At 73.3% G+C, this 21,526-nt stretch carries 18 protein-coding genes and 1 tRNA gene; 11 read left to right on the top strand and 8 right to left on the bottom strand.

Annotated elements, in window-relative coordinates; all coding sequences use genetic code 11:
* Window positions 1–168: 168 nt before the first annotated feature.
* A complete protein-coding gene (locus tag GHR20_RS18170; protein ID WP_153813771.1) occupies window positions 169–4,251 on the bottom strand; it encodes an AAA family ATPase in 4,083 nt (1,360 codons plus the stop codon).
* Window positions 4,252–4,810: 559 nt separating this feature from the next.
* Here GHR20_RS18170 and GHR20_RS18165 point away from each other — a divergent pair.
* Window positions 4,811–5,353 (top strand): hypothetical protein, encoded by a 543-nt coding sequence (locus tag GHR20_RS18165; protein WP_153813770.1) that lies wholly within the window; start codon window positions 4,811–4,813, stop codon window positions 5,351–5,353.
* Between the two features lie 60 nt (window positions 5,354–5,413).
* Complete coding sequence (locus GHR20_RS18160; protein ID WP_111583350.1) at window positions 5,414–5,602, top strand: ferredoxin; 189 nt, start codon at window positions 5,414–5,416, stop codon at window positions 5,600–5,602.
* A gap of 24 nt (window positions 5,603–5,626) precedes the next feature.
* Here GHR20_RS18160 and GHR20_RS18155 read toward each other — a convergent pair whose 3' ends face one another.
* Both GHR20_RS18155 and GHR20_RS18150 read right to left on the bottom strand, forming a co-directional pair.
* Window positions 5,627–6,403 (bottom strand): glycosyltransferase, encoded by a 777-nt coding sequence (locus tag GHR20_RS18155; protein ID WP_243878069.1) that lies wholly within the window; start codon window positions 6,401–6,403, stop codon window positions 5,627–5,629.
* A 188-nt stretch (window positions 6,404–6,591) separates the two neighbouring features.
* Window positions 6,592–6,987 carry a DUF6344 domain-containing protein gene (locus GHR20_RS18150; RefSeq protein ID WP_220093223.1) on the bottom strand — a complete coding sequence of 132 codons (396 nt, stop codon included), beginning with the start codon at window positions 6,985–6,987 and terminating at the stop codon, window positions 6,592–6,594.
* A 349-nt stretch (window positions 6,988–7,336) separates the two neighbouring features.
* Between GHR20_RS18150 and GHR20_RS37570 the strand changes: the two genes are divergently transcribed.
* Both GHR20_RS37570 and GHR20_RS37115 read left to right on the top strand, forming a co-directional pair.
* Window positions 7,337–7,465 carry a DLW-39 family protein gene (locus GHR20_RS37570; protein WP_003999697.1) on the top strand — a complete coding sequence of 43 codons (129 nt, stop codon included), beginning with the start codon at window positions 7,337–7,339 and terminating at the stop codon, window positions 7,463–7,465.
* 209 nt (window positions 7,466–7,674) lie between these two features.
* A complete protein-coding gene (locus tag GHR20_RS37115) occupies window positions 7,675–9,030 on the top strand; it encodes a hypothetical protein (RefSeq protein ID WP_243878068.1) in 1,356 nt (451 codons plus the stop codon).
* On the opposite strand, the gene GHR20_RS18135 is transcribed toward GHR20_RS37115, so the two are convergent.
* Together GHR20_RS18135 and GHR20_RS18130 are read right to left on the bottom strand one after the other, a co-directional pair.
* Complete coding sequence (locus GHR20_RS18135) at window positions 9,005–10,354, bottom strand: serine/threonine-protein kinase (protein WP_153813768.1); 1,350 nt, start codon at window positions 10,352–10,354, stop codon at window positions 9,005–9,007. The two genes, GHR20_RS37115 and GHR20_RS18135, sit on opposite strands and share 26 nt — an antisense overlap.
* A gap of 66 nt (window positions 10,355–10,420) precedes the next feature.
* Window positions 10,421–10,969, bottom strand: a complete 549-nt coding sequence (locus tag GHR20_RS18130) for a DNA-binding protein (RefSeq protein WP_111583345.1) — start codon at window positions 10,967–10,969, stop codon at window positions 10,421–10,423.
* Between the two features lie 180 nt (window positions 10,970–11,149).
* On the opposite strand from GHR20_RS18130, the gene GHR20_RS18125 reads away from it, so the two are divergent.
* Window positions 11,150–11,222: transfer RNA gene (locus GHR20_RS18125), tRNA-Ala, on the top strand.
* A gap of 182 nt (window positions 11,223–11,404) precedes the next feature.
* Here the strand turns inward: GHR20_RS18125 and GHR20_RS18120 are convergent.
* From GHR20_RS18120 to GHR20_RS18110, 3 genes are all read right to left on the bottom strand, one after another.
* On the bottom strand, window positions 11,405–13,321 hold the full coding sequence (locus tag GHR20_RS18120) for a trypsin-like serine protease (RefSeq protein WP_243878067.1): 1,917 nt from the start codon (window positions 13,319–13,321) through the stop codon (window positions 11,405–11,407).
* A 292-nt stretch (window positions 13,322–13,613) separates the two neighbouring features.
* Window positions 13,614–14,177 carry a DUF4232 domain-containing protein gene (locus GHR20_RS18115; RefSeq protein WP_194858913.1) on the bottom strand — a complete coding sequence of 188 codons (564 nt, stop codon included), beginning with the start codon at window positions 14,175–14,177 and terminating at the stop codon, window positions 13,614–13,616.
* Between the two features lie 252 nt (window positions 14,178–14,429).
* Window positions 14,430–15,284 carry a LysR family transcriptional regulator gene (locus tag GHR20_RS18110; protein WP_243878066.1) on the bottom strand — a complete coding sequence of 285 codons (855 nt, stop codon included), beginning with the start codon at window positions 15,282–15,284 and terminating at the stop codon, window positions 14,430–14,432.
* Between the two features lie 572 nt (window positions 15,285–15,856).
* Here GHR20_RS18110 and GHR20_RS18105 point away from each other — a divergent pair.
* The 6 genes from GHR20_RS18105 (at window position 15,857) to GHR20_RS18080 (ending at window position 21,506) form a co-directional block, all read left to right on the top strand.
* A complete protein-coding gene (locus GHR20_RS18105; protein WP_194858912.1) occupies window positions 15,857–16,657 on the top strand; it encodes an alpha/beta hydrolase in 801 nt (266 codons plus the stop codon).
* A complete protein-coding gene (locus GHR20_RS18100; RefSeq protein ID WP_153813764.1) occupies window positions 16,654–18,225 on the top strand; it encodes an amino acid adenylation domain-containing protein in 1,572 nt (523 codons plus the stop codon). The genes GHR20_RS18105 and GHR20_RS18100 overlap by 4 nt, the downstream gene beginning before the upstream one ends.
* Window positions 18,222–18,485, top strand: a complete 264-nt coding sequence (locus GHR20_RS18095; RefSeq protein ID WP_153813763.1) for an acyl carrier protein — start codon at window positions 18,222–18,224, stop codon at window positions 18,483–18,485. Before GHR20_RS18100 ends, GHR20_RS18095 begins: the two co-directional genes overlap by 4 nt.
* The gene (locus GHR20_RS18090; protein WP_243878065.1) at window positions 18,482–19,642 is read left to right on the top strand and encodes an acyl-CoA dehydrogenase; all 1,161 of its coding nucleotides are present in this window, start codon (window positions 18,482–18,484) and stop codon (window positions 19,640–19,642) included. The genes GHR20_RS18095 and GHR20_RS18090 overlap by 4 nt, the downstream gene beginning before the upstream one ends.
* A 134-nt stretch (window positions 19,643–19,776) precedes the next feature.
* A complete protein-coding gene (locus GHR20_RS18085; protein WP_153813762.1) occupies window positions 19,777–20,979 on the top strand; it encodes an acyl-CoA dehydrogenase family protein in 1,203 nt (400 codons plus the stop codon).
* Entirely contained in the window at window positions 20,973–21,506 is a 534-nt protein-coding gene (locus GHR20_RS18080; protein ID WP_111583338.1) for a flavin reductase family protein, read from the top strand. The genes GHR20_RS18085 and GHR20_RS18080 overlap by 7 nt, the downstream gene beginning before the upstream one ends.
* Window positions 21,507–21,526 lie beyond the last annotated feature (20 nt).

Genomic DNA, 21,526 nt, shown 5'->3' with positions numbered 1-21,526 from the left:
CACCCGGAGGAGTCCATGGGCGGGGCAGACCGTTGCCTCGGGCCTCGCGCACGAAAAGACCCGATCGCTGGCGACGGGGGATGCACCAGCGATCGGGCTATGGCCAAGGGTAACAAGGTTGTCGGTCGTGTGGAGCCAAGTCGGAGGGAAAAAAAGGAAGTTGGCCGATCAGTGGTCACACGGCGGGTCGTAGGACAGGCGCGGGAGGTACTCCTGCCACTTGGCGGGGGTCAGGACGTCCCGGGTGACGGAGCAGATGTGGTCGATGGCCGTGGCGGCGTCCAGGTCCCACAGGCGGACCGTGTCGGGGCCGCTGGAGACGCCGAGGACGCGGCTGCCGGGGCTGAAGGACAGGAAGGTGCCGGTCTTGGCGTTGGGCGTCATGGACTGGCCGATCGGCCGCGCGGCGGTGGGGTCGGTGACGTTCCACAGCCGGACCGTGTTGTCGTCGCCGCCGCTGGCCAGCGTGTTGCCGTCCGCGTCGAAGGTCAGCGAGGTGACCGCCTCGGTGTGGCCGGTGAGCGGGTCGCCCAGCGGTCTGGCCGAGGCCGGGTCGGCGACGTCCCACAGCCGGACCGTGTCGTCGTCGCTGCCGCTGGCCAGTGCCTTGCCGTCCGGGGTGTAGGCCAGCGCGTTGACCGGGCCGGTGTGCCGGGTGAGCGGGGCGCCCAGCGGTTCTACGGCGCCGGGGCCGGTGAGGTTCCACAGCCGGATGGTGCTGTCCGCGCTGCCGCTGGCCAGGGTGTGCCCGTCCGGGCTGAAGACGAGCGCGTTGATGTAGCCGTGGTGGCCGGCGAGCGGCGCGCCCAGCGGGGCGGGGCGGGCCGGGTCGGACACGTTCCACAGCCGTATGGTCCGGTCGTCGTTGGCCGTGGCCAGGGTCTTCCCGTCGGGGCTGAAGGCGAGGGCGTTGGGCCCCATGAAGCGGGTCCGCAGCGGCAGCGGCGGGCCGGGCAGGAAGGGGTGGGACGGGTCGGAGACGTTCCACAGGTACACCTTCTGCTCGCCCGTGAGGACGGCCAGGGTGCGGCCGTTGGGCGAGAAGACGAGGGTGTCGGCGCCGTTGCCGCTCATGAACGGCGGGCCCAGCCGCACCGGCCGCCCCGGGTGCGCCACGTTCCACAGCCGCACCCGCCCGTCGCGCGCGGTCGTGGCCAGTATCCGCCCGTTGGGGCCGAACGCCCCGCTGCGGCCGATCATGTCCGAGGTGGGGATCGACCACAGGCGCACCTTGGCGTCCCCGCTGCCGGTGGCGAGGGTGCGCCCGTCCGGGCTGAAGCCCAGCGCGTACATCTCGCCGCTGCTGCCCGCGAGGGGCTCGCCGATCTGCGAGGGGGAGTCCGGGTCGCTGACGTTCCACAGGCTGGCCGTGCTGTCCGCGCTCGCGGCGGCGAGCCGCCCGCCGTCGGGGCTGAACGCCACCGACCAGACGGGCCCGGTGTGCCCGGTCAGGGGCGCGCCGAGCGGTTTCGCCGCGGCCGGGTCGGCGATGTCCCACAGCCGTACGGTGTCGTCCGCGCTGCCGCTGGCCAGGGTGTGCCCGTCCGGGCTGAACGCGACCGAGTGCACGATGTCGGTGTGGCCGCGCAGCACGCCGAGCGGGGCCGGCCGGCGCGGGTCGGTCACCTTCCACAGCCGGATCGTCCGGTCGTCGCCGCCCGCCGCGAGGGTGTGCCCGTCGGGGCTGAAGGCGACGCTGCGCACGGCCGCGGTGGGCCCGTGCAGCACGGCGAGCGCGGTGGGGTGCGCGGGATCGGCGACGTTCCACAGCCGTACCGTGCCGTCCTCGCCCGCGGAGGCGAGGGTGCGTCCGTCGGAGCTGAAGGCGACCAGGTAGATGGTGCCCGAGTGGCCGGCCAGGGGCGCGCCGAGCGTGGTCGGGCGGGCGGGGTCGGCGACGTTCCACAGCCGGATCGTGCCGTCGTCGCCCGCGCTGGCCAGCACCCGTCCGTCGGGGCGGAACACCGCGCTGCTCACCCAGCTGGAGTGCCCGGTCAGGGGCCCGCCGAGGGGGCGCGGCCGGGTCGGGTCGGATACGTTCCACAGCCGTACGGTCCGGTCGTAGCTGGCCGTGGCCAGGGTGTGGCCGTCGGGGCTGAAGGAGGTCAGGTAGACGGCGCCGGTGTGGCCGGACAGCGGGGTGGCCAGCGGCGCGTTCACGATGGAGATCAGCCTGCTGTACGTCCCCTTGTCGTCGGGGCGCAGCTGATGGGCGACCAGGTCCAGCTGGGCGGCGAGGGAGGGGTCGGTGCGCTGCACCCGGTCCGCCTCGGCGAGCACCTGTTCGAACACGGCGTCGTCGCGCTGCTGCCAGGCGATCACCGCGGAGCCGCCCGCGACCAGCGCGAGCACCACCAGGGCGGCCACCGCCGCCCGGCTCAGCCACACCGTGCGCTTGCGCAGCCGTACCGAGGCGGCCAGGAACTCCACCGCGCTGCGGGTCAGATACGTGTCACCCGCCGAGCGCGCCCAGGCACGGGCCTGTTCGAGCCGGGAGCCCCGGTACAGCAGCGAGCTGTCCCGCTCCGAGTCCTCCCAGGACCGGCCGTCCTCCTCCAGGCGCTGGCGCAGCAGATGGTCGTTGCGGTTGTCGTCGATCCAGTGCCGCAGCCGGGGCCAGGCGTGCAGCAGCGCCTCGTGGGTGATCTCCACGGTCTCCGCGTCCAGCGTCACCAGCCGGGCCCGGACCAGCGCCTCCAGGGACTCCTCGGTCTTGCCGGGGTCCGCCGATTCCTGGGCCAGCTGCCGCCGGGTGCCGCGCCGCCGGGTGGCCACGGTGTCCTCGCCGAGCCGCACCAGGCGCAGCAGGAGCAGCCGGGCGGCCGTACGGGCGGCGGGATCGAGCCCCGACCAGGCGCGTTCGGCGGTCGCGGCGACGGCGCCCTGGATGCCGCCCGCCGCGCGGTAGCCGGCCAGCGTCAGCTTCCCGGCCTTGCGGCGCTGCCAGGTGGCCAGCAGGGCGTGCGAGAGCAGCGGGAGCACGCCCGCGTCGTGCGCCCCGCGCGGGCCGTCGGCGCTCACCTCGCGCACGATCAGCTCGGCGAGGCCGGGCTCCAGTTCCAGGCCGACCGCCTTGGCCGGACCGGTCACCGCGTCCCGCAGCTCGCCGCTGGTCAGCGGGGAGAGCACCATGTGCCGGTGCTGGAGCGCGTCGGCCAGTTCCGGGTAGCCGAGGCACTGTTCGTAGAAGTCGGCGCGTATGCCGAGCACGACCAGGACCGGGGCGGGCCCGGACGCGCCGAAGGGCGGGGTGCAGGAGGCGTGCAGCAACTGGATGAAGGTACGGCGGTCCGCCTCGTCCGGGCAGAGGGTGAACGCCTCCTCGAACTGGTCCACGATGATCACCGGCCGGACCCCCGGCGGCGCCTCCCGGCGCGCCCACTCCGTGACCGCGGCCCGGGCGCCGCGCACGATCCGGGGTGTCTCGGCCCCCATCGTCACGGCGCCCTCGGCGGCCTCCTGCCGGGCCGTGGCCGCCCGCTCGGCCGCGCGCGCCTCGGCGGCCACGGGCGCGAGATCGGGGATACGGCGGATCAGCTCGGCGAGCGGATCGGCTCCGGGCACCAGCTGGACGACGAGGGCGCGCTGCCCGGGCTCGCCGTCCGGCCGCGGGGGGTGATCCGCGTCGGCCAGGGCGCCGCCCGCGATCGCCGGGACCAGGCCGGCGTTCAGCAGCGAGGACTTGCCCGCGCCCGAGGCGCCGACGAGCATCACCAGGCCGCCGGTACCGCCCGCCGTGCGCAGCTGGGCGATGATCGCGTCGGTGCTGCGCTCCCGGCCGAAGAACCAGCGCGCGTCCTCCTGCCGGTAGGGCGCGAGACCCCGGTAGGGGCACACCCCGCCGGTGATGGGCGGGGCCTGGGCGGGCGGGCGGCCGTTCTCCTCGGCGGGCGAGGCGGCCGGCGCGGCGCGGTCGCCCACCGGGTCGGCCAGCGCGCGCTCCCACTGGCGCTGCCAGTGGGCGAGGTCGTACAGGCCCGTGGAGACCGGATGCGGACGGGCGCGGCGCGCCTCCGGGATCAGGATCTGGAGCACCGCGGCGAGGGCGGTGAACTGGGCCGGCACGTTCTTGGCCCGTCGCCAGTCGCTGATCCGCTGCGCGGACACGCGGACCGGACGGCCGCGTTCGTCGACCCGCTGTAGCCGGCCGACCGCCTCGGCGACGCTTTTCAGGGGCGGGTTTCCGGCCTCCTTGTAGAGCAGCGCGAGGCGCTCGGCGAAAGCTGTGCGTGCCCCTGAGTCGGAACCCAAGGTCCCACCCCTCACTTCCCCCCGCCTGCGTACGTCCGGACCGGAAAACTCACCTTATACGGCTGACCTGCGGAGAAGCCGCGCTCCGGAGACCAGGATCTCCTCCCCGGTGGCCACAACTGGCAGGATCGCAACCCCGGTAGCGGAACCGTCACACACCGTCCGGACAGGCCAACGGCCCGGCGCTCGGAGAGACACCCCATGGCGTTGCACATTTTCGGTCGACTTCCATCGAAACCCGCGAGCGGTCAACGATCCCGCGTCTGATCCGCCCGCCCCCGGCCGACCTACCCCCACCCCCCACTCCCACACCCCCACGACCTTCCCGCTCGCGCCGCTTCCCGCCTCTTCGTCGTCTGTCATCACCTTTCATGCTTCGATCCGCGCCCTCACGCCGACGAGGCGCGGATCGACGTCCCGCACCGCCCGGCACCGGTCCCCACGAGGGGAGGGACCGGTGCCGGCGGGCAGGGGACATTTCCGTCGCGGTACACCTGGATAACTGACGGGCCGTCAGTTACGGTCGCGGGCACCGGCTCTTCCCGAAGGGGTGCGCGCCATGCCCGAACCTTCCCCGTGCCCGCCTCCGTCCGGCGCTCCGCGCTGGGTCGCGATGGTCCGCGGCACCGCCCGGGACTCCTGGGTCCCGGCCGCTCAGTCCCCGTACCGGACACCCGTGCTGTACGCCGTCGGCGAGATGACCCGGACCGTCCGGGCCCGCGGCGAGGAGCTGACGCTCGCGCTGTGGGGGCCGGACGGCGGGGGCTGGCGGCTGTACGACGCCCCGGAGGAGAAGGCGGCGGCCGTCGTGCGGCCGGCCGCACGGGAGGAACCGGCCGAACCGGCCGAGTCACGCGAGTCGCACGAGCCGTCTGGGTCGCGCGCAGCACCGGAAACCCCCGAACCGGACAAGCTCGCCGAACGCATGACGAACCGTCGTCACCAGGTGCTCACCGCCGCGCTGAGCCGGGCCGGCCTGTACGACCTCGCGCCCGAGGACGGCGCGGCCGTGCGGGCGCTGGCCGCCCGGCTGGACGAGCCCACGGTCCGCCGGGTCGCCCACTGGCTCACGGCCGCGGCCGGTGCCGGGGCCGCCGGTTGAGCGCCCGCCCGGCCGGGCAGTGACGTCCTGGAACTCGAAGTGCCCAGGGCTGGAGGACGTATGAAGGTCACCGTCGACCGCGCCGCGTGTTACGGCTCCGCGGAGTGCGCGTTCCGGGCACCGGCCGTGTTCGCCTTCGAGGACGGCTACGGCGTGGTGCTCCCCGGCAAGGAGGACGCCGCCGGCGAACCGGGGGTCCGCGAGGCGGCGGAGCGGTGCCCCTCGCAGGCGATCGTGCTCGGGGAGTAGGCGGGCCCCGCAGGCGTACGACGGCTACGGCGCCGGATACGTCCAGCCGAGGCCGGCCAGCGCGCGCGCCCTGGCCTCCGCGACCGCCGCGCGGGCCGTGCGCTCGGCGGGCTCGGTGTGCGAGGACTGGCCGGTGACCTGCCCCTCCCACTTGCGGTAGAGCAGCCCGGCCTCGGCCGAGAACCAGCCGCGGCTCACCGCGTCCAGCGCCAGCAGCAGCCCCGTGTCCTCGGAGGCGGGCAGCGCCATCCAGCCGCCGAGCGCGGTCAGCAGCTCCCGGCGCACGCACAGGGTCGCCGGATGGACCGGGGGCCGGAAGTCGTTCGCCTTCCAGTGCCGCAGCACGGTGCCGCGCTCCAGCGGACCCTCGGCCGGGTCGCCGGGGAAACCGGCCGTGGAGCCGTCGGGCAGCAGGTCGAGGACCCGGCAGGTGGTCCAGCCGAGGCCGGGACGCGCCTCCAGCACGGCGAGATCGCGGGCGAGCGCGCCCGGGGTGAGCCGGTCGTCGGCGTCCAGGACCTTCACGTACGCGCCCCGCGCGTGCGCCAGCGCGATCGTGCGGGCGACCCCCGGACCACCGGGTCTGCCCTGGTGGAAGACGACGCGCGGGTCCTCGGGGACGTACGGGCGGACCTCGTCCGTCGTGCCGTCCTCCTGGATCACCCACTCCCAGCGCGCGCCGCCGGGCAGCTCCTGCTCGCGCAGGGACGCCCATGCCTCCGGCAGGAACCGGGCCGAGGGGGCGTGCACGGCGGTGACGACGGTGACAACGGTGGCGCGCCGGGTCACGGCAGCACTCACCACCTCTCCAAGACCTCTCCGGGATGTCGCGGCCATCGTCTCAGGCCCCGCCGGGGGTGGTTTCGGCACCCGGGAGAACGCGCGAGACCCCCGGCCGTGTGGCCGGGGGTCCTTCCGTGTCGACCGTGCGTACGCAAGTCGCCGAGTTGTCGAGACGTCGCGGTGCCGAGGGGGAGAGGAGGGGCGGTTCAGCAGTCGAGCGACGCGGAGGGCTCTCTGGCCTCTGTCTCCTGTGTGCGTTCCGTCTCCTGCGCCTCGCGGGCCTTCTGTGTCTCGCGGCCCTCCGGTGTCGCCTCGCTGTCATCGAGGGCTCGGTGCCGGCAGCTGGGGGATTTCCCGTGGGCCTCGGCCCGGATCCGCTGTTTCATCGTGGGGGGCAGGGCCTTGGTGGAGGACCAGGACCAATGCCGTGGTGCCGGGATCGCCGGGGCCGTGCGGTGCGCGGTCTCGGTGCGGGGGCTCTCGGTGTGCGGCGCGGCGGCCGCGGGGGCGGTGGCGGCGCTCACGAGTCCGAGCGTCGTGCACAGCGCGAGAAAGGCGGTGACGATGGCAGTCCACAGCTTCATGACCTTGTTCCGGTCCATGGCCCCTCACTTTCGGGTTGGGCGATTTGCGTACTTTCCTCATGATGTGTATGTGGACCGCGAAGTGGTGGACCGACGCCCGTGGCGCGGCATTGTTCTGATGAACACCACCCGGATGGCCGTAAGAAGGTCGGAAAACCCCTAAATCGCGGTCAGCGTGCGCGAAGGGGGAGCAAAGTGACCGTCCGTGGAGGTGTGATCACCCTCCGATCGGAACGGCCTCCGACCTGGGCTATTGCGCTGACAGGGACCGGAGTTGGGGCCGGACGCAGGTCACCGATCGATATCGGCCGGTGTGTATAGTCGGGCGCCAGAGGTCCCCTACGTCAAGGAAAGACGAGGTCGCGCGGTGAAGAAGCTGCTCCTGGTCGCACTGGCCGCCATCGGCGGGCTCCTCGTGTACCGCCAGATTCAGGCGGATCGCGCCGAGCAGGACCTGTGGACGGAGGCGACTGACTCCGTGCCCACGGGTTCGTGAGTCCGATTCCCGATTTTCAGCAGGCCCCGGTCGCACCAAGCGGCCGGGGTCTTTGCTTGCTGTTGCGCGGTCTTTGGGGGTGCGATAGGCGGGGCCGCCACCGGCCGGCCGGGGCGGGGTCTTTCGGCCGGTCCCGCGCATTGCCCTGAGGGCACGGCGGCCGCCGGGGCAGGATGGGCCGCGAGGACGTGACGTCATAGGGGGTGCGCGTGCGGCGCAGGCACGGGGCGTGGGACCACGGGCGTACGGCGTGGATACGGGGCCGCGGGCGCCCGGCCGCCGCGCTGCTGGCACTGGGACTGTGCGGAACGGGCCTGCTCCCGGCCGCCACCGCGTCGGCCGCCACCGGCCCCGGGGCCTACGCCTTCGCCCCCGGCGCCCGCACCGTCGAGGGCACGGCCTCCGCCACCGGCGCCCCGCTTCTCGACCCCGGCCGCGTCTACCGCGGCTCGCTGCCCGCGCACGGCCGGCTCACCTACCGCCTCGACCTCGCCGACGCCACGGCCACGGCGTACGTCCCCGTCACCGCCGTACCGCCCGCGCACACCGGCGTCACCTCCACCGACGGCATCCGGGTCACCGTCCGGGACACGCACGGCACGGCCTGCTCCTTCGCCACCGCCCGCTTCGGCGCCGGACTCAGCCCGCGTCCGGTCACCGCGCTCGGCAGGCGCGAGGCGGGCAGGGCGCTGTGCCGGGGCGCGGGGACGTACTCCGTGCTGGTCGAACGCCTCGACACCCAGGGGACGTCCGCGCCCTGGGACCTGGAGCTGGCACCCGTCACGGAACCCCGGCTGGCCTCCCCCGGCCCCGGCGACGCGCCCCGGAGCTGGGACTCCGCCTCGCCCGAGCCGGTCACCGGCGCGGCCCGCGAACGGGCCGGCGGGGCGGGCTTCACGGCGGCCCGGGTGCTGGGGCCGGGGGTCTGGCGGACCACCCTGGTGCCCGGCCGGACCGTGTTCTACAAGGTGCCGCTCGACTGGGGCCGCCGGCTCCGGGCATCCGCCGAACTGGGCGGCGCGGCGGGGCACGGGTACGTCGGCGGCGCCCTCGACCTCTCCTTGTACGACCCCGTGCGGGGCCTCGCCGACGATGTCTCCCTCGGCTACACCGGCGTCCGCAAGCCCGTCGCCCTCGCACCGCTGCCGCCCGTCGAGTACGCCAACCGCTACGCGGCCCCCGCCGCCGTCGGCGCCCTGCGCTTCGCCGGTGACTACTACCTGGTGCTGCACCTCAGCGACCAGCTCGCCGGCCCGTTCGGGCAGGGGCCGTACGAGGTGACGCTGCGGGTCGGCGTGGACGGCCGGGCGCACGCCGGGCCCGGGTACGCCGGGCGCCCGACGCCGGACGGGGTCTTCACGCCGACGGCGCAGGACGGGGCGGCGATGCCGTTCGGTGACGGCGGTGACGGCGGGGGCACCGGGGGCGGCGGCTCACTGGAGATGGAGGCCCTCGCGGCCGGCGGGATCGGGCTGGGGACCGCGCTGCTGCTGGTGCTCGGCGGATGGACGCTGGCGGCCCGGCGGGCTCAGACGCGGGTCAGCGCCCAGAAGCCCACGGCGTAGCAGGCCAGCGCCAGCAGCAGGATCGGGACGACGGCCCTGGCCGGGGGGCCGGGACGGCGGCGGGCACGGCGGCCGTGGGTGGCCGGGGTGCGGGGGGCCGTGGCTGGGGAAGCAGGGGAAGCCAGGGAGGCCGGGGGAGCCTGAGGGGTTTGGGAGGCCGGGGCGGTGTAAGCGGCGGTGATGCTGTCGCCGGGCCGCGGGGGTGCGGGGTGCGCCTGCTGTGCGAGGTGCGCGGGGTGCGCGGGCGGTGGGGCCAGGAGCCGTAGGACGGTGTGGGAGTGGGGGGTGTGGAAGGGGGCGGCGGTACGGCCGGCGGGGGCGGCGCGGGGTCGGCGGCCGGGGGCGGGAGGCGGAAGCTTCCGGTGTCCGACAGGGAGCCGGTGTCCGGTGCGGAGCCGGTGTCCGCGTCCGGCGGCGGGAGGGTGCCGGGCCGCCGCGCGCTCTTCAGCGGACCGTTCGGACCAAAACCCGGGGGCAGGGGCGGAAGTTGGTCGAAGATCTCGATCGGCTCGTCGTCCAGACACGGCTCCGGCAGGAGTTCGATGACCGGGGCGAGCGACTTGCGGGCGCCCGTGGCGGAGCGGTACCGGGCCTCCGGATCGGGCTGGAGCAGGGTGGCGACGACCTCCCACAGCGGCCCGGGGATGCCCTTGGGCGCGCCCGGGGTGCCGTGCTCGGTGAAGTACCGCACGAGTTCCCCGGCGTCGGGTTTGGCGCCCTCGAGCAGATACACGGCGACGAGGCCCACCGCGAACAGGTCGGCGGTGAAGTGGGGCTCGGCGCCCTCGAGTTGCTCCGGGGCGAGATAGCCGGGCGTGCCCACCACGAGGTTGGTCTCGGTCAGGCGCGGCTCGCCGAACCGCATGGCGATGCCGAAGTCCCCGAGCCGCAGCCGGGGCCTGCCGGTACCGGTCGCCTCCAGCAGGATGTTGGCGGGCTTGATGTCCCGGTGCACGACGCTCTCCGCGTGCACGGCGGCGAGTCCGGACAGCAGCTGGTCGAGCAGGACGCAGACGAACGCCGGCGGCAGGGGGCCGTAGTCGTTGACGAGGCGCACGAGGGAGCCGCCCGCGACCAGGTCCATGGTGAACAGCACCTGGTCGTCGTCGGCGGCCCAGCTGGCCGGGGCGAGCACATGGGGATGGTCGATGCGCAGGGCCTGTTCCCGCACGAAGCGCAGGAGGGAGTGGGCGTCGCGCTGCTGGAGCACCTTGGCGGCCACATAGCGCCTGCGCCGGTGGTCCCAGACGCGCCATACGTCGCCCGCGCCGCCGCGCCCGATCGGGTCGGCCAGTTCGTACCGGCCGTTGAACATCTCACCCATGACTGCCGCAGCTCCTCCCCCTCGGGCCCCTGCCCCTCCCGGCTTTCCCCGGCGCCGGGCGGGCGCTCAGTTCTGGTGCGACTGGTAGTGCGCGACCGCGTCGGAGGTGCGGCCGGCACCGTAGACCCGCAGGAACTCGGCGAGTTCGGGCTGGGTCGGGGCGAGCGCGTCCGCGGCCTCGATGATGTCGCCGGCGGCGGCCACCGAGCGCAGCAGCGACTGGATCTCGCGGACGACCCGCTTGACGGTGGGCGCGCCCGAACCGTTCGTCGTGTGCGTGGTGTTGCTCAGCACCGAGCCTCCCTGGGACTTCTTGATCTCGTCCATCCGCTCGGTCGCCTCGGCCGCGCTGACGCTGCCGTCCGCCACCTGTGCCGCCAACTCCTGGAGCAGCTGCACCCGCTGGACCACCGCGGGGTTGCCGATCTTGGCGCGCTGACCGCTCATCAGCTGCGAGAGCATCGGGGCGGACAGCCCCAGAACCGCCGCGAGCCGGGCCTGGTTGAGCCCGAGATCGTCGATCAGCTTACGGAAGAGCGCCCCCAGCGGCTCCCCGTACCAGTTCCGCTGAAGCTCTCTCGCTCTTGCGGTGGCTTCCTGCTGTGCGGCGTCCATTGCGTCTCCCCATCGCTTCCCCTGAATACCGCGGTTCGCTGTAGCGAACCACGGTTGAGCATCTTACGGAGCGTGGTCATCCGGGGGGACCCCCAATCTTTTTGCGGGATACGGGGGGTGACCCGGTACTCTTGTCCTCGGCACCGGCGGGAAGACCCCCTCCGGAGGCCACCCCTTCCCGGGGCCTTAGCTCAGTTGGTAGAGCGCCGTCTTTGCATGGCGGATGTCAGGGGTTCGACTCCCCTAGGCTCCACTCCTTGAGATGCCCCCTGACCTGCGGAAACGCGAGTCAGGGGGCATCTCCGTGTTCCGATCAGGACCCGGACACCGCCGCGAGCCGGGCCCGCGAGGCAGGACACCGGGCGTGCCGTACGGGGGATGCCCCCGCGCGGGTGTGTGCCGGGGGCATCCGGTGTCAGGTGCTGGTGGCCGGGTTCACGTCGGGTGGACCAGGGTCTCCTGGGTGCCGAGGTGGGTGGTGCTCGTGTCGGCGTACATCGTGGTCTCGCCGTCGGACCAGCGGATGACGAGGTCGTCGGTGCGACCGTTTCCGGTGAAGTCACCGGTCGTCATGGCCGAGTCGTGCTTCCAGAGATCGCCGGGGTCCAGGACGCGCTGCTCCTGGCCGAGGCCCGACGCGGTGGTGCCGACGTAGTTGTCGAGTTCGCCGTCGGTCCAGCGGACCATGAGGTCCCACTTCTGGTTGCCGGAGAACTCGCCGCTGGTCAGCAGGGTGGCGTCCCTCCATGTGTCGTCGCGGTCCTTGAGCTTGTGCTCCTGGCCGAAGCCGCCCGCGCCCACGCCGGTGTAGAGGGTCACTTCGCCGTCGATCCAGCGCACGACCAGGTCGGTGACGTACCGGGAGGCGCTGAAGCGGCCCGCCGCGATCTGGACGGCGTTCTTCCAGAGGTCGTTCGGCTTGATCATCTGGGTGCCGGCCCCGTCGAGGCCCTTGGTGCCCACATCGCCGTAGAGGGTGACCTCGCCGTCGGACCAGCGCACCAGCAGGTCGAACCGGTCCGACCCGGTGAAGTCGCCCGCGGTGATGGTCATCGCGTGCTTCCAGGTGTCGTTCTTGGCCAGCAGTTGCCGCTCGCCGGTGAAGTGGCCGTCGCCGTCGCCGTCGTAGAGGGTGGTCTCGCCGTCGTCCCACACCACGATCATGTCCGCGTGGCCCTTGCCGCCGAAGTCACCGGAGGCCATCAGCCTGGCGTGCTTCCAGGTCGACCCGGAGCCCATGGAGTAGGGAAGGGGCGGCTGCCGGTACGGGCCGTAGTCGGGGTTGCGGCCCTCCTGGGCGTCGGCGTAGAGCCGGAAGAAGCGGTCGCCGTACAGCGGGCTGTAGGTGATCTCGTTGTACCGCGGATCCGTGTGGTCCCGCACGTCCGGGCCGCCCTGGAGGAACCCGCCCACATTGCCGATGATCGTTCCGCTGTCGCCGGAGGCGTCGAACGCGGAGAAGAACGGCCCGCCGGAGACCCCGCCCCACATGCCGCCGCAGAAGATCTGCATCTGGTAGTAGCCGGACAGTGCCGTCGTGCGGACGTCGGGGCAGCGGACCGCCGTGTCCTCGGGGTTGTGCCCGGTCATCGGGTAGCCGACGACCGTCACCTTGTTGGCATAGCCGGGCGTACGCGCCAGGGTGTTGGCTCCGCCCACCACGTCCTGGACGTTCTTGCCGCCGTTCGGCTTCAGGCTCGCGAAGGCGTAGTCCAGGTCGGAGTTCTTGGACTTGTCCGACGCGTACTGCTTGTCGCGGAACCACTCGTCGACCGCCCACACCCCGTAGCGCTGCTGCGCCGCCGTCCCGGTGTGGTCGTACATCGGCACGAACATGGACCTCGAGCCGACACAGTGCCCGGCGGTGAGGATCAGGTCGTGCCCCCCGCTGCGCACCACGCTGGCCGTACAGCGGTGGCCTTGGAGGCCCTTGTCGGTGCTGAAGATCGTGCCGACGGTCTTGATGCCCTGGAAGTGCTGGGCGGTCAGCCCGGCGGCGGAGCGCTGCCTCCTTGGCGTCGCGAAGCCCTTCGGTGGGGCGGTGGCGCGGCCCGAGGGGTCGGTGGCGGAGGCCATGCGCTCGGGGGTCCAGAAGCTGATGGCGGCCTCGGCCGTCCAGCCGGCGTCCGGGGCCGGCACCGGCGTGTCCGCGGCCGAGGGGCCGGCCGGGAGCGTGGGCGTGGCCGGCGGCCGCGGAGCGGGGCCGGTGCTCCGCGGGAGCCCCGACGCGGCCGGCGTGGGCGTGCCGGGTGCGAGGGGCGCGGTGCCGGCCTGTGCCACCGCGGCGTTGCCCAGCAGCAACGCGGCACTCAGCGCCACGACGGCCCCGAGGCGTATTCGTGTATCGGGCAAGTCAGGTTCTCCAACCGTGGCAGGCCGGACGGCGACACGAGGAGCCCGAGGACATGCCGCCGCGGCGGAGCGGCAGGCGCCGCGCTGCTACGGAGTCCGCAGTGTGGTCTTCCGCCGGCGGCCCGCGCCGCGCGCACGGCGCACCACAGCACCTTTGGCGCGATTCCCCCCGTGCCGCCGTGCGGCGGCTGTCAACCGACCGTGGTCAGCGGTCGCAGCCGTCATGATCGCACGACGGCCGCGCGCGTGCCCCCGTTGAACGCGCGTGCTCCCCGTCGAACCAGGGGCGTGCTCAGTGCAGTTGGGGCGCGCCCAGCAGCGGGACGCCGGGGCCGCACACCTGCGCCCGCACATGGTGCCCCCGCGGGTCGGTCAGCCGCACGAGGGAGCCGTAGTCGTGCGCGGCGGGGTGCGGTGGCGTCACGGAGATGCGGGGGTCGTTCTCCGCCAGGATGTCGCAGCTCTCCGACGGGGAGCCGACCGCGTCGTAGAAGACCGGGAACCCGATGCGGTGGCCCGGGTTCAGGACCAGGTGGACCGGCGCGGACTTCTCGGGCTTCGCGTCGGCCGACGGTCCCTTGCCGACCCAGAATTCGAGCCCCGGGTAACCGTCGAAGGCGCAGGGCTTTGATCCCTTGTGCGCGGCGCTGAGCATCGCCGTCGGCGTATGGCGCGGCCTGCCCGGCAGCAGGGTCATCTTCCAGCCCAGCTGGGACGATCCGCACGCGGCGGGGCGAGCGTCCGAAGGGCCCCCGGACGACCGGGTGGCGGTGTGGTGCTGCTGGGTGCCGCAGGAAGCGGCGCCCAGCAGCACCACCAGGCTGAGAGCGGAGACCGCACGTGTCCGCCGTGCCACGAGACTTCCCCCTGGTGCGGACATTCCTGCGGGACCCCGTGTCACCGCTCCTGCCTCACCGCACAGAGAGATGCGGCCCCTCCCGGAGAGGTTCCCGGAGCCCCGGTCAGCTCCCCGTCCGTGCGCGTGGTGCCGTCATGGCCGGGCCGTCGACCCGCCGGCGGAGGGGGACGCCTCGGTCGCCTGGTGTGCGGCCGTCCAGGAGGCCACCCCCGCGGGCCCCGCCTCGGCCGGGGCCCGCAGTGGTGGCCGCTACGCCTGCAACTCGTCGGCCGCCCGCCATGCCTGGTCGGCGAAGCGCGCGGCCTGGGGGTGGGCGCCGTGGGACGGGTGGGCGAGATAGGCGGGCACGGCGGGGGCGCCCGTCAGCGGGACGAGCCGCACGGCGGGGTGGGTGTAGCGGCGGGCGGCGGAGACCGGCGCGGTGCCCACGCCGAGGCCGACGGCCACCTGCTCCAGCCATTCGTCGAAGTTGCGGCACTCGGCGCCGACGGACGGTTGCCGGCCGGCGGGCCACATGTCGGGGAAGGTGGTGCCGCTGACGGTGTTGATGATCAACGGGAAGTCGGTGAGTTCCGCCCAGTCGAGCTCGGTGCGTTCGGCCAGCCGCCAGCTCGCGGGGACGGCCGCGATGCGCTCCTCCTCGTACAGGCGCAGACCGCGCAGCCCCTTCGGCACCGACGCGGTGCGCAGCAGGCCCAGGTCCGCCTCGCCGGTGTCGAGTCCGGCCTGGGGGGTGTCGCAGCGGATGAATTCGACACCGACCCCGGTCTCCTCGCCGAACCGGGCGGCGAGCCGGGACAGCCCCTCGGGAAGTCCCCAGCTGAACCCTATGCGCAGTTTCTCCCCCTTCTGTAAATCGCGCAGCGTCGAATCGAGCTGGCGCAGCAGGGGGGCGAGAGCTTCCTGGAGGGTCTTCCCTTTCTCGGTCAGCTCCGTTCTGCGCGTGCTGCGCTCGAAGAGCTTCACACCCAGGGATTGCTCCAGTGCCCTGATGTTGCGGGTCAGGGTGGGCTGGGTGAGATGCAGACGGCGACCGGCAGCCGTGAATCCCCCTTCCTCCGCCACGGTCAGAAAGCATCGCAGGTGGCGCAGATCGATGTTCATTCCTCGAGTGTATAGGTGATGCATCAATGTTATTTCTCCACCCCGGGTGCAGTGTCTAGTCTTCTTGGTGTCGCCGAGCGGGCGGGTGCCGGATAAGCGTGGTCACCTGGTCGCCGGTGTGTAGTCGAACTTTCAACGGGGGTTGATATGCGAGGAGCGTTCGTGCGCGCCGTGGACCGGCCAGGCACTGGAACGGCCAAGAGAAAGTAAAGCGACGCGTGGTCGACCGGACTGTCCGTATGGTGTCCGTGGCCCGAAATCCGCTTCTTTGCGGCCCTTGAGGGCCTTTCCTGCAACAGCAGTCTGCCGCGCTGCCCATCGGTGGCGTGGAACGTCCGCATGGGCATTCCGGCATTAAGTGATACGTCGGCTGTCATGCGCTGTGCCGGCCCTGCGCCATTTTTTCACTGCCGTTCAGGCAGTTATCACCTTCATTGTCTCCGCTGCCGAGATTCCGGTGCGCCGATCGACTTTTCCCTGCCCTGCGGCAGGTCCGTCGTGCGGTGCTGCCCGTATGGGCTCCAACGGAATTCTCGTTCTGCTGCCGTAGATCACTGAGAAGGATTTTCGCTGTGCCTGTAATCGATACGAGCAATGGTCCGCTCGAACACGTCCTCATCGACGGCGACCCGGACCTCGCGCCGCTGGTCTTCCTGCACGGCGGACTCGGCTGCCTCGCGGCCTGGGGCCGCTTTCCCGCCCTGCTGGCGGAGGCCACCGGGCGCCGCGCCCTGGTCTACTCCCGCCACGGCAGCGGCGGCAGCGGTCCCGACCCGCTGCCCCGCACCCCCCGCTATATGCACGAGCACGCCCGGACCGTGCTGCCCGAACTGCTGGCCGCGCTGGGCCTGCACCGTCCCGTCCTGGTCGGCCACAGCGACGGCGCCTCCATCTCCCTGCTGCACGCCTCGGCGCACCCGGTCGAAGCGGTCGTCGGGATGGGCCCGCACATGTACTTCGAGGACGAGAACCGCGTCGGCATCGAGAACGCCCGCGCCGCCTACGAGGCCGGCCCGCTCGCCCGCAAGATGGCCATGGTGCACGACGACCCGCAGGGCGTCTTCGACCGCTGGAGCGGCGTCTGGCTGTCGCCCGCCTTCCGCGACTGGTCCATCGAGGACGACCTCGACGTCACCGCCCCCGTGCTGATGATCCAGGGCGACGCGGACGAGTACGGCTCGCTGGCCCAGGTCGACGCCGTCGAGCGCGCGGTCGGCGGCCCGTTCAGGCGGCTGGTGCCCGAGGGCTGCGACCACTACCCCCACCTGGTGTGCCCGGACCTCGTCGTCGAGACCGTCCGCGGCTTCCTCGCCGAGCACGCTGGGCACGCCGGGCACGCCGAGCCCGCCCGGTCCGCGGAGGCCGTCCGATGACCGCGGGAACACCGGTACGCCTCGACGCCCTGCTGACCCGCTCCGCCCGCCGCCACCCCGACCGCACCGCCCTGGAGGGGGCCGGCGAGCAGTGGTCGTACGCCCGGCTCGACCGCGCCGTCGACGCGTTGGCGCACCGGCTGCTCGCCACCGGCGTGGCACCCGGCGACCGGATCGGCGTGTACGCGCCCAAGACCCCGGCCGCGGTCATCGCCCTGTACGCGGTGCTGCGGGCCGGCGCGGTCGCCGCGCCCCTCGACACGGCCGACCCGCCGGAGCGCACCGCGCGCATGATCCGCAACGCCGGGCTGTCCCTGCTGCTGACCTGCGATCGTGCCCTGGCCGGGGCCCACCGCGCCGCCGCCCGTGCCCGCGAGGGCGTGCCGGGCGCCGAGATCCCCTTCGAGCACGGCCTGCACGGGCTGCGGATCCTCGACGCCCAGGAGCGGCCCGCGCCGCTGCCCCCGCCCACCGATGCCGGCGGCTACATCCTCTTCACCTCGGGCAGCACCGGCTGGCCCAAGGGCGTGCTGCTGTCGCACGAGAACGTCGCGCACTACGCGCTGTGGGCCGCCGGGGAGTTCGGCCTCACCCCCGAGGACAGGATCGGCTCGCAGGCCGCCCTCACCTTCGACCTGACGACCTTCGACCTGTTCAGCGCCGCCGCCGCGGGGGCCTGCACGGTCCTGATGCCGGACGTGCTGCGCGCCTTCCCGCGCGACGTCGTCGGCTGGCTCACCGAGCAGCGCATCACGGCCTTCATGGCGGTGCCGTCCCTGTACCACAACATGCTTCAGCAGGGCGGCATCGCCGACGCCCCGCCGCCCGAGCTGCGGATCGCGGCCTTCGGCGGCGAGGCGTTCGCCCCCGACCTGCTGGAAAGGTATCTGCGGCTGCTGGACGGCGTGCCCTTCTACAACCTGTACGGGCCCACCGAGACCAACGCCTGCACCTACCACCGGGTGCCGGCCGACTGGACCGCGGACCGCGAACTGCCCATCGGGCGCGGCATCGACGGTGTGCACATCGAGGTGCTCGACCCGGCGGGCCGGCCCACCGACGGGGAGGGTGAGATCCACATCGCCGGGCCGGTCGTCTTTCAGGGGTATCTGCGCGGCGGCGCGCCCGACGACCCCACCGTCACCGTCACCTGCCGGGACGGCGTGGCCCGCCGGGCCTACCCCAGCGGCGACATCGGCCGGGTCACCTCCGACGGCGTGGTCTTCCTGCGCGGACGGCGCGACAACCAGGTCAAGCGGCGGGGCCACCGCATCGACCTGATGGACGTCGAGAACGCCGTCCTGGAGCTGCCGCACGTGACCACCGCCGCGGTCGTCGCCAAGGAAGACCCCCACTCGGGCCAGATCTGGGCCTACGCGCAGACCGACGCGACCGAGCGGGAGGTCCTGTCCGCCCTGCGCGACGTACTGCCCAAGCGGATGCTCCCCGACCGGGTCGTCCCGCTCACCGCCCTGCCCACCACCAGCAGCGGCAAGGTCGACCGCCGCGCCCTCGGCGCCGCCGGCCACACCGCCGCCCCCGCACTCCTGGAGGAGATCACCGCATGAACAGCGTCGACGAACTCTGCACCCTCATCGGCAGCCGCATCACCTGGGGACGCGGCCAGGACGCCCGGTCCCTCGACGCCGACACCCCGCTGCTGGAGATGGGGCTCGTGGACTCGCTGGCGATCATGGAGATCGTCACCGCGCTGCACAAGGAAGCCGGCATCGTGCTGCCCGACACCGCGATCGTGGCGGCCAACTTCCGCAGTCCCAAGGCCCTGTGGGCGGCCATCGAGAACCTCTCCGGCGAGGACCGCAAGTGAGTGCGGCGGCCCTCGCGGCGCTGCGCACCGGGGCGCCGGAGACCGAACGGCTCGTCGACAGCTGCCGCGACCTCGCCCTGCCGGTGGTCGAGCGGATCGCGGACGAGGACTTCACCACCCAGTGGCAGGCCATGGCCGACCTCGGTGTGCTGCGGCTCGCCGCGCCCGGGACGGCGGCTCCGGGCCCGGTCACCCGCTCGCTCGCCATGATCGAGGGCATCGGTCTCGCCGGTGCCGATCCGGGGCTGGTCTACGCGCTGGCCTCGCAGGTCTTCGGGATGCAGTTCCCGCTGCGGGACGCCCTCGGCGCGGACGCCTGGCGCCCGGTCGCCGACGTCCAGGAGGGCGGGAAGCTGCTCTGCCACGCGCTGACCGAACGCGGCGGCGGCAGCGACCCGTTCTCCATGGGCACCCGGGCCCGGCGCGAGGGCGACGGCTTCGTGCTGGACGGCGCCAAGACGTTCATCACCGCCGCCCCGGTGGCCGACTGGGCGATCGTCTTCGCCCGCACCACCGAGGGACGCTCGCCGTTCGCACTGTCCGCGTTCCTCTTTCCGCTCGACCTGCCGGGGATCCGCCGGGGCGAGACCTTCGCCAAGACCGCGCTGCCCACCGTGCCGATGGGTGAACTCCTCTTCGAAAACGTCCGGTTGCCGGGCGGCGCGCTGCTCGGCGAGGAGGGCTCCGGCCTCGCGGTGATGGCCTCCACCACCGCCTGGGAGCGCTCGGTCATCCTCGGCTACGCCCTCGGCCCGATGCAGCGCCTGCTGGCCCGCACCGCCGACTGGGCCGCCGGCCGCGAGCACTTCGGCCGCCGGATGGGGGCGAGCCATCAGGTCGCCGCCCGGATCAGCGACATGGCCATGGCGCTGCACCGCTCCCGTCTCCAGCTCTACGCGATGGCCGCCCGGCTCGATGCCGGTGTCCCCGCCCGGCAGCTGGCGACCGAGGCGGCCCTCACCAAGATCTCCGTCTCCGAGGACTACGTACGGATGACCGAGCACGCCACCGCGCTGTCCGGCGTCCGCGCCTTCCTCCCCGGTTTCGACCTCGCCGCCGACCTGGCCGGCCCCATGGCGGCCCTCACCTACGCGGGTCCGAACGACCTGCTGCGGGTGGGCGTGGCACGGCAACTCGGTCTGCCGGTCGAGAACTGACCGGTGGAGACCCGGCCGACCGAGACCGGACAGGCCGAGACCCGGCCGGCCAAGACCGGACAGGCCGCGAACCGGCCGACCGAGACCCGACAGGCCGCGAACCGACAGGCCGACCACCGACCCGAAGGACTTCGATGACGACCCCCACCCCGACCTCCGCCCCACTCGACAGCCTGCTCAAACTCGCGGCAAGCACCGGTGAGCGGATCGCCCCGCTCGCGGCCGGCACCGACGCCGGCCACGACAACGGCCACGAGGCGTACCGCGTCCTGCGCGAGTCCGGACTGCTCGCCCTGCTCGTGCCGCGCGAAGCGGGCGGCGCCGGCCTGGGCTTCGGCGACTACTGGCGGGTGCTGGCCGAACTCGGCGCGCACCACGGCGCCGCCGCCCTCGGCCTCAACATGCACCACGTCGTCATCGGCGCGCTCGCCGACGCCGCGGGCACCCGGCTGCCCCCGGCCGCCGAGACGTTCCGCGCCTGGATGCTGGACGAGGTCGTAGGCGGCCGCAAGCTGTTCGCCTCCGCCACCTCCGAGGCCGGCCGCGGCGCCAAGCTCCGCGGGATGCGGACCCGCTACCGGCTGTCCGACGACGGCACGCACTACATCCTCAACGGCACCAAGCACTTCGTGTCGCTGGCCGGCGCCGCCGACTACTACGTCGTCGCGGCGGCGGCCGACAACGGCGACGAGGAGACCGGCGAGGCATCGCACTTCGTCGTCGCCGCCGACGACCCGGGCGTCGGCTTCGGCACCGCGCACCACATGTCGGCGATGTACGGCACCAGCACCGCCCCGATGACACTGGACGAGGTCCGGGTGCCCCGCTCCCGCCTCTACCTCGGCGTCGAGGGCATGTCCCTGTTCAAGGTCGTGCGCGAACCGCACTGGATGATCGCCGGCTACACCGGTGCCTACCTCGGGATCGCCGAGGCCCTCTTCCGGCACACCGTCGACCATGTCACCGCCTCCCCCGCCCGCGCCGACTCGCCCGTCGTCCAGCAGGAGCTGGGCCGGATGTCCGCCCGGCTGCGGGCCGCCCGCGCCCTGGTGCACGAGGCCGGTGACCTCGTCACCGCCGAGCGCGGCAGCCTGGAGGCCAATGCCATGGTGCACGCCGCCAAGTACGTGGTCGGCGAGGTCGGTCCGCGGCTCGCCCAGGACGCGCTCAGGCTGTGCGGCTCGGCCGCCGTCAGCCGCAGCCATCCGCTGGAACGGCTGATCCGCGAGGCCCAGTTCGCCCACGTGATGCCGGCCAAGCCGCAGGAATGCCTGGAATACCTGGGCAAGGCCGCGGTCGGCGTCAACCTCTACGACGCCCGGGCGTTCGCATGGTGACCCCCGTCCAGGACGACCGCGCCGTCACCGACCGTGCCGTCACCCAGGACGCCTTCCGGGCCCTGATGGGCTCCCACCCCAGCGGCGTCGCCGTCATCACCACCGCCGACGCGCAGGGCACGCCGTACGGCTTCACCTGCACCGCCCTGTGCTCGCTCTCCCTCGACCCGCCGCAACTGCTGGTCTGCGCGGCCAACGGCGGGAGCACGCTGCCGGTCCTCACCGCGCGCGGTGCCTTCACCGTCAACCTCCTGCACGGCAGCGGGCGGCGCGCCGCCGAGGCGTTCGCCGGACCGGCCGCCGACCGGTTCCGCACCGTCCCGTGGCGGCCGGCGCCCGCCACCGGCCTGCCGGCACTGACCGAGGACGCGCACGCCACCGCCGAGTGCCGCGTCGCCCGGCTCGTCCCGGCCGGCGACCACACCATCGTGATCGGCGAGGTGCTGGACATCCAGACCCACGCTCCGGCCGCCGAAGCGGCGCCGCTGCTGTACGGCAGGCGCCGCTACGCCACCTGGCCGGCCTGACCAGAACCCGCGCCACCGGC

It is taken from the genome of Streptomyces sp. SUK 48, assembly GCF_009650765.1.
GTDB lineage: Bacteria > Actinomycetota > Actinomycetes > Streptomycetales > Streptomycetaceae > Streptomyces.
Note: the sequence above shows the minus strand (reverse complement) of the source record. Positions and strands in the feature narration are given on the sequence as shown.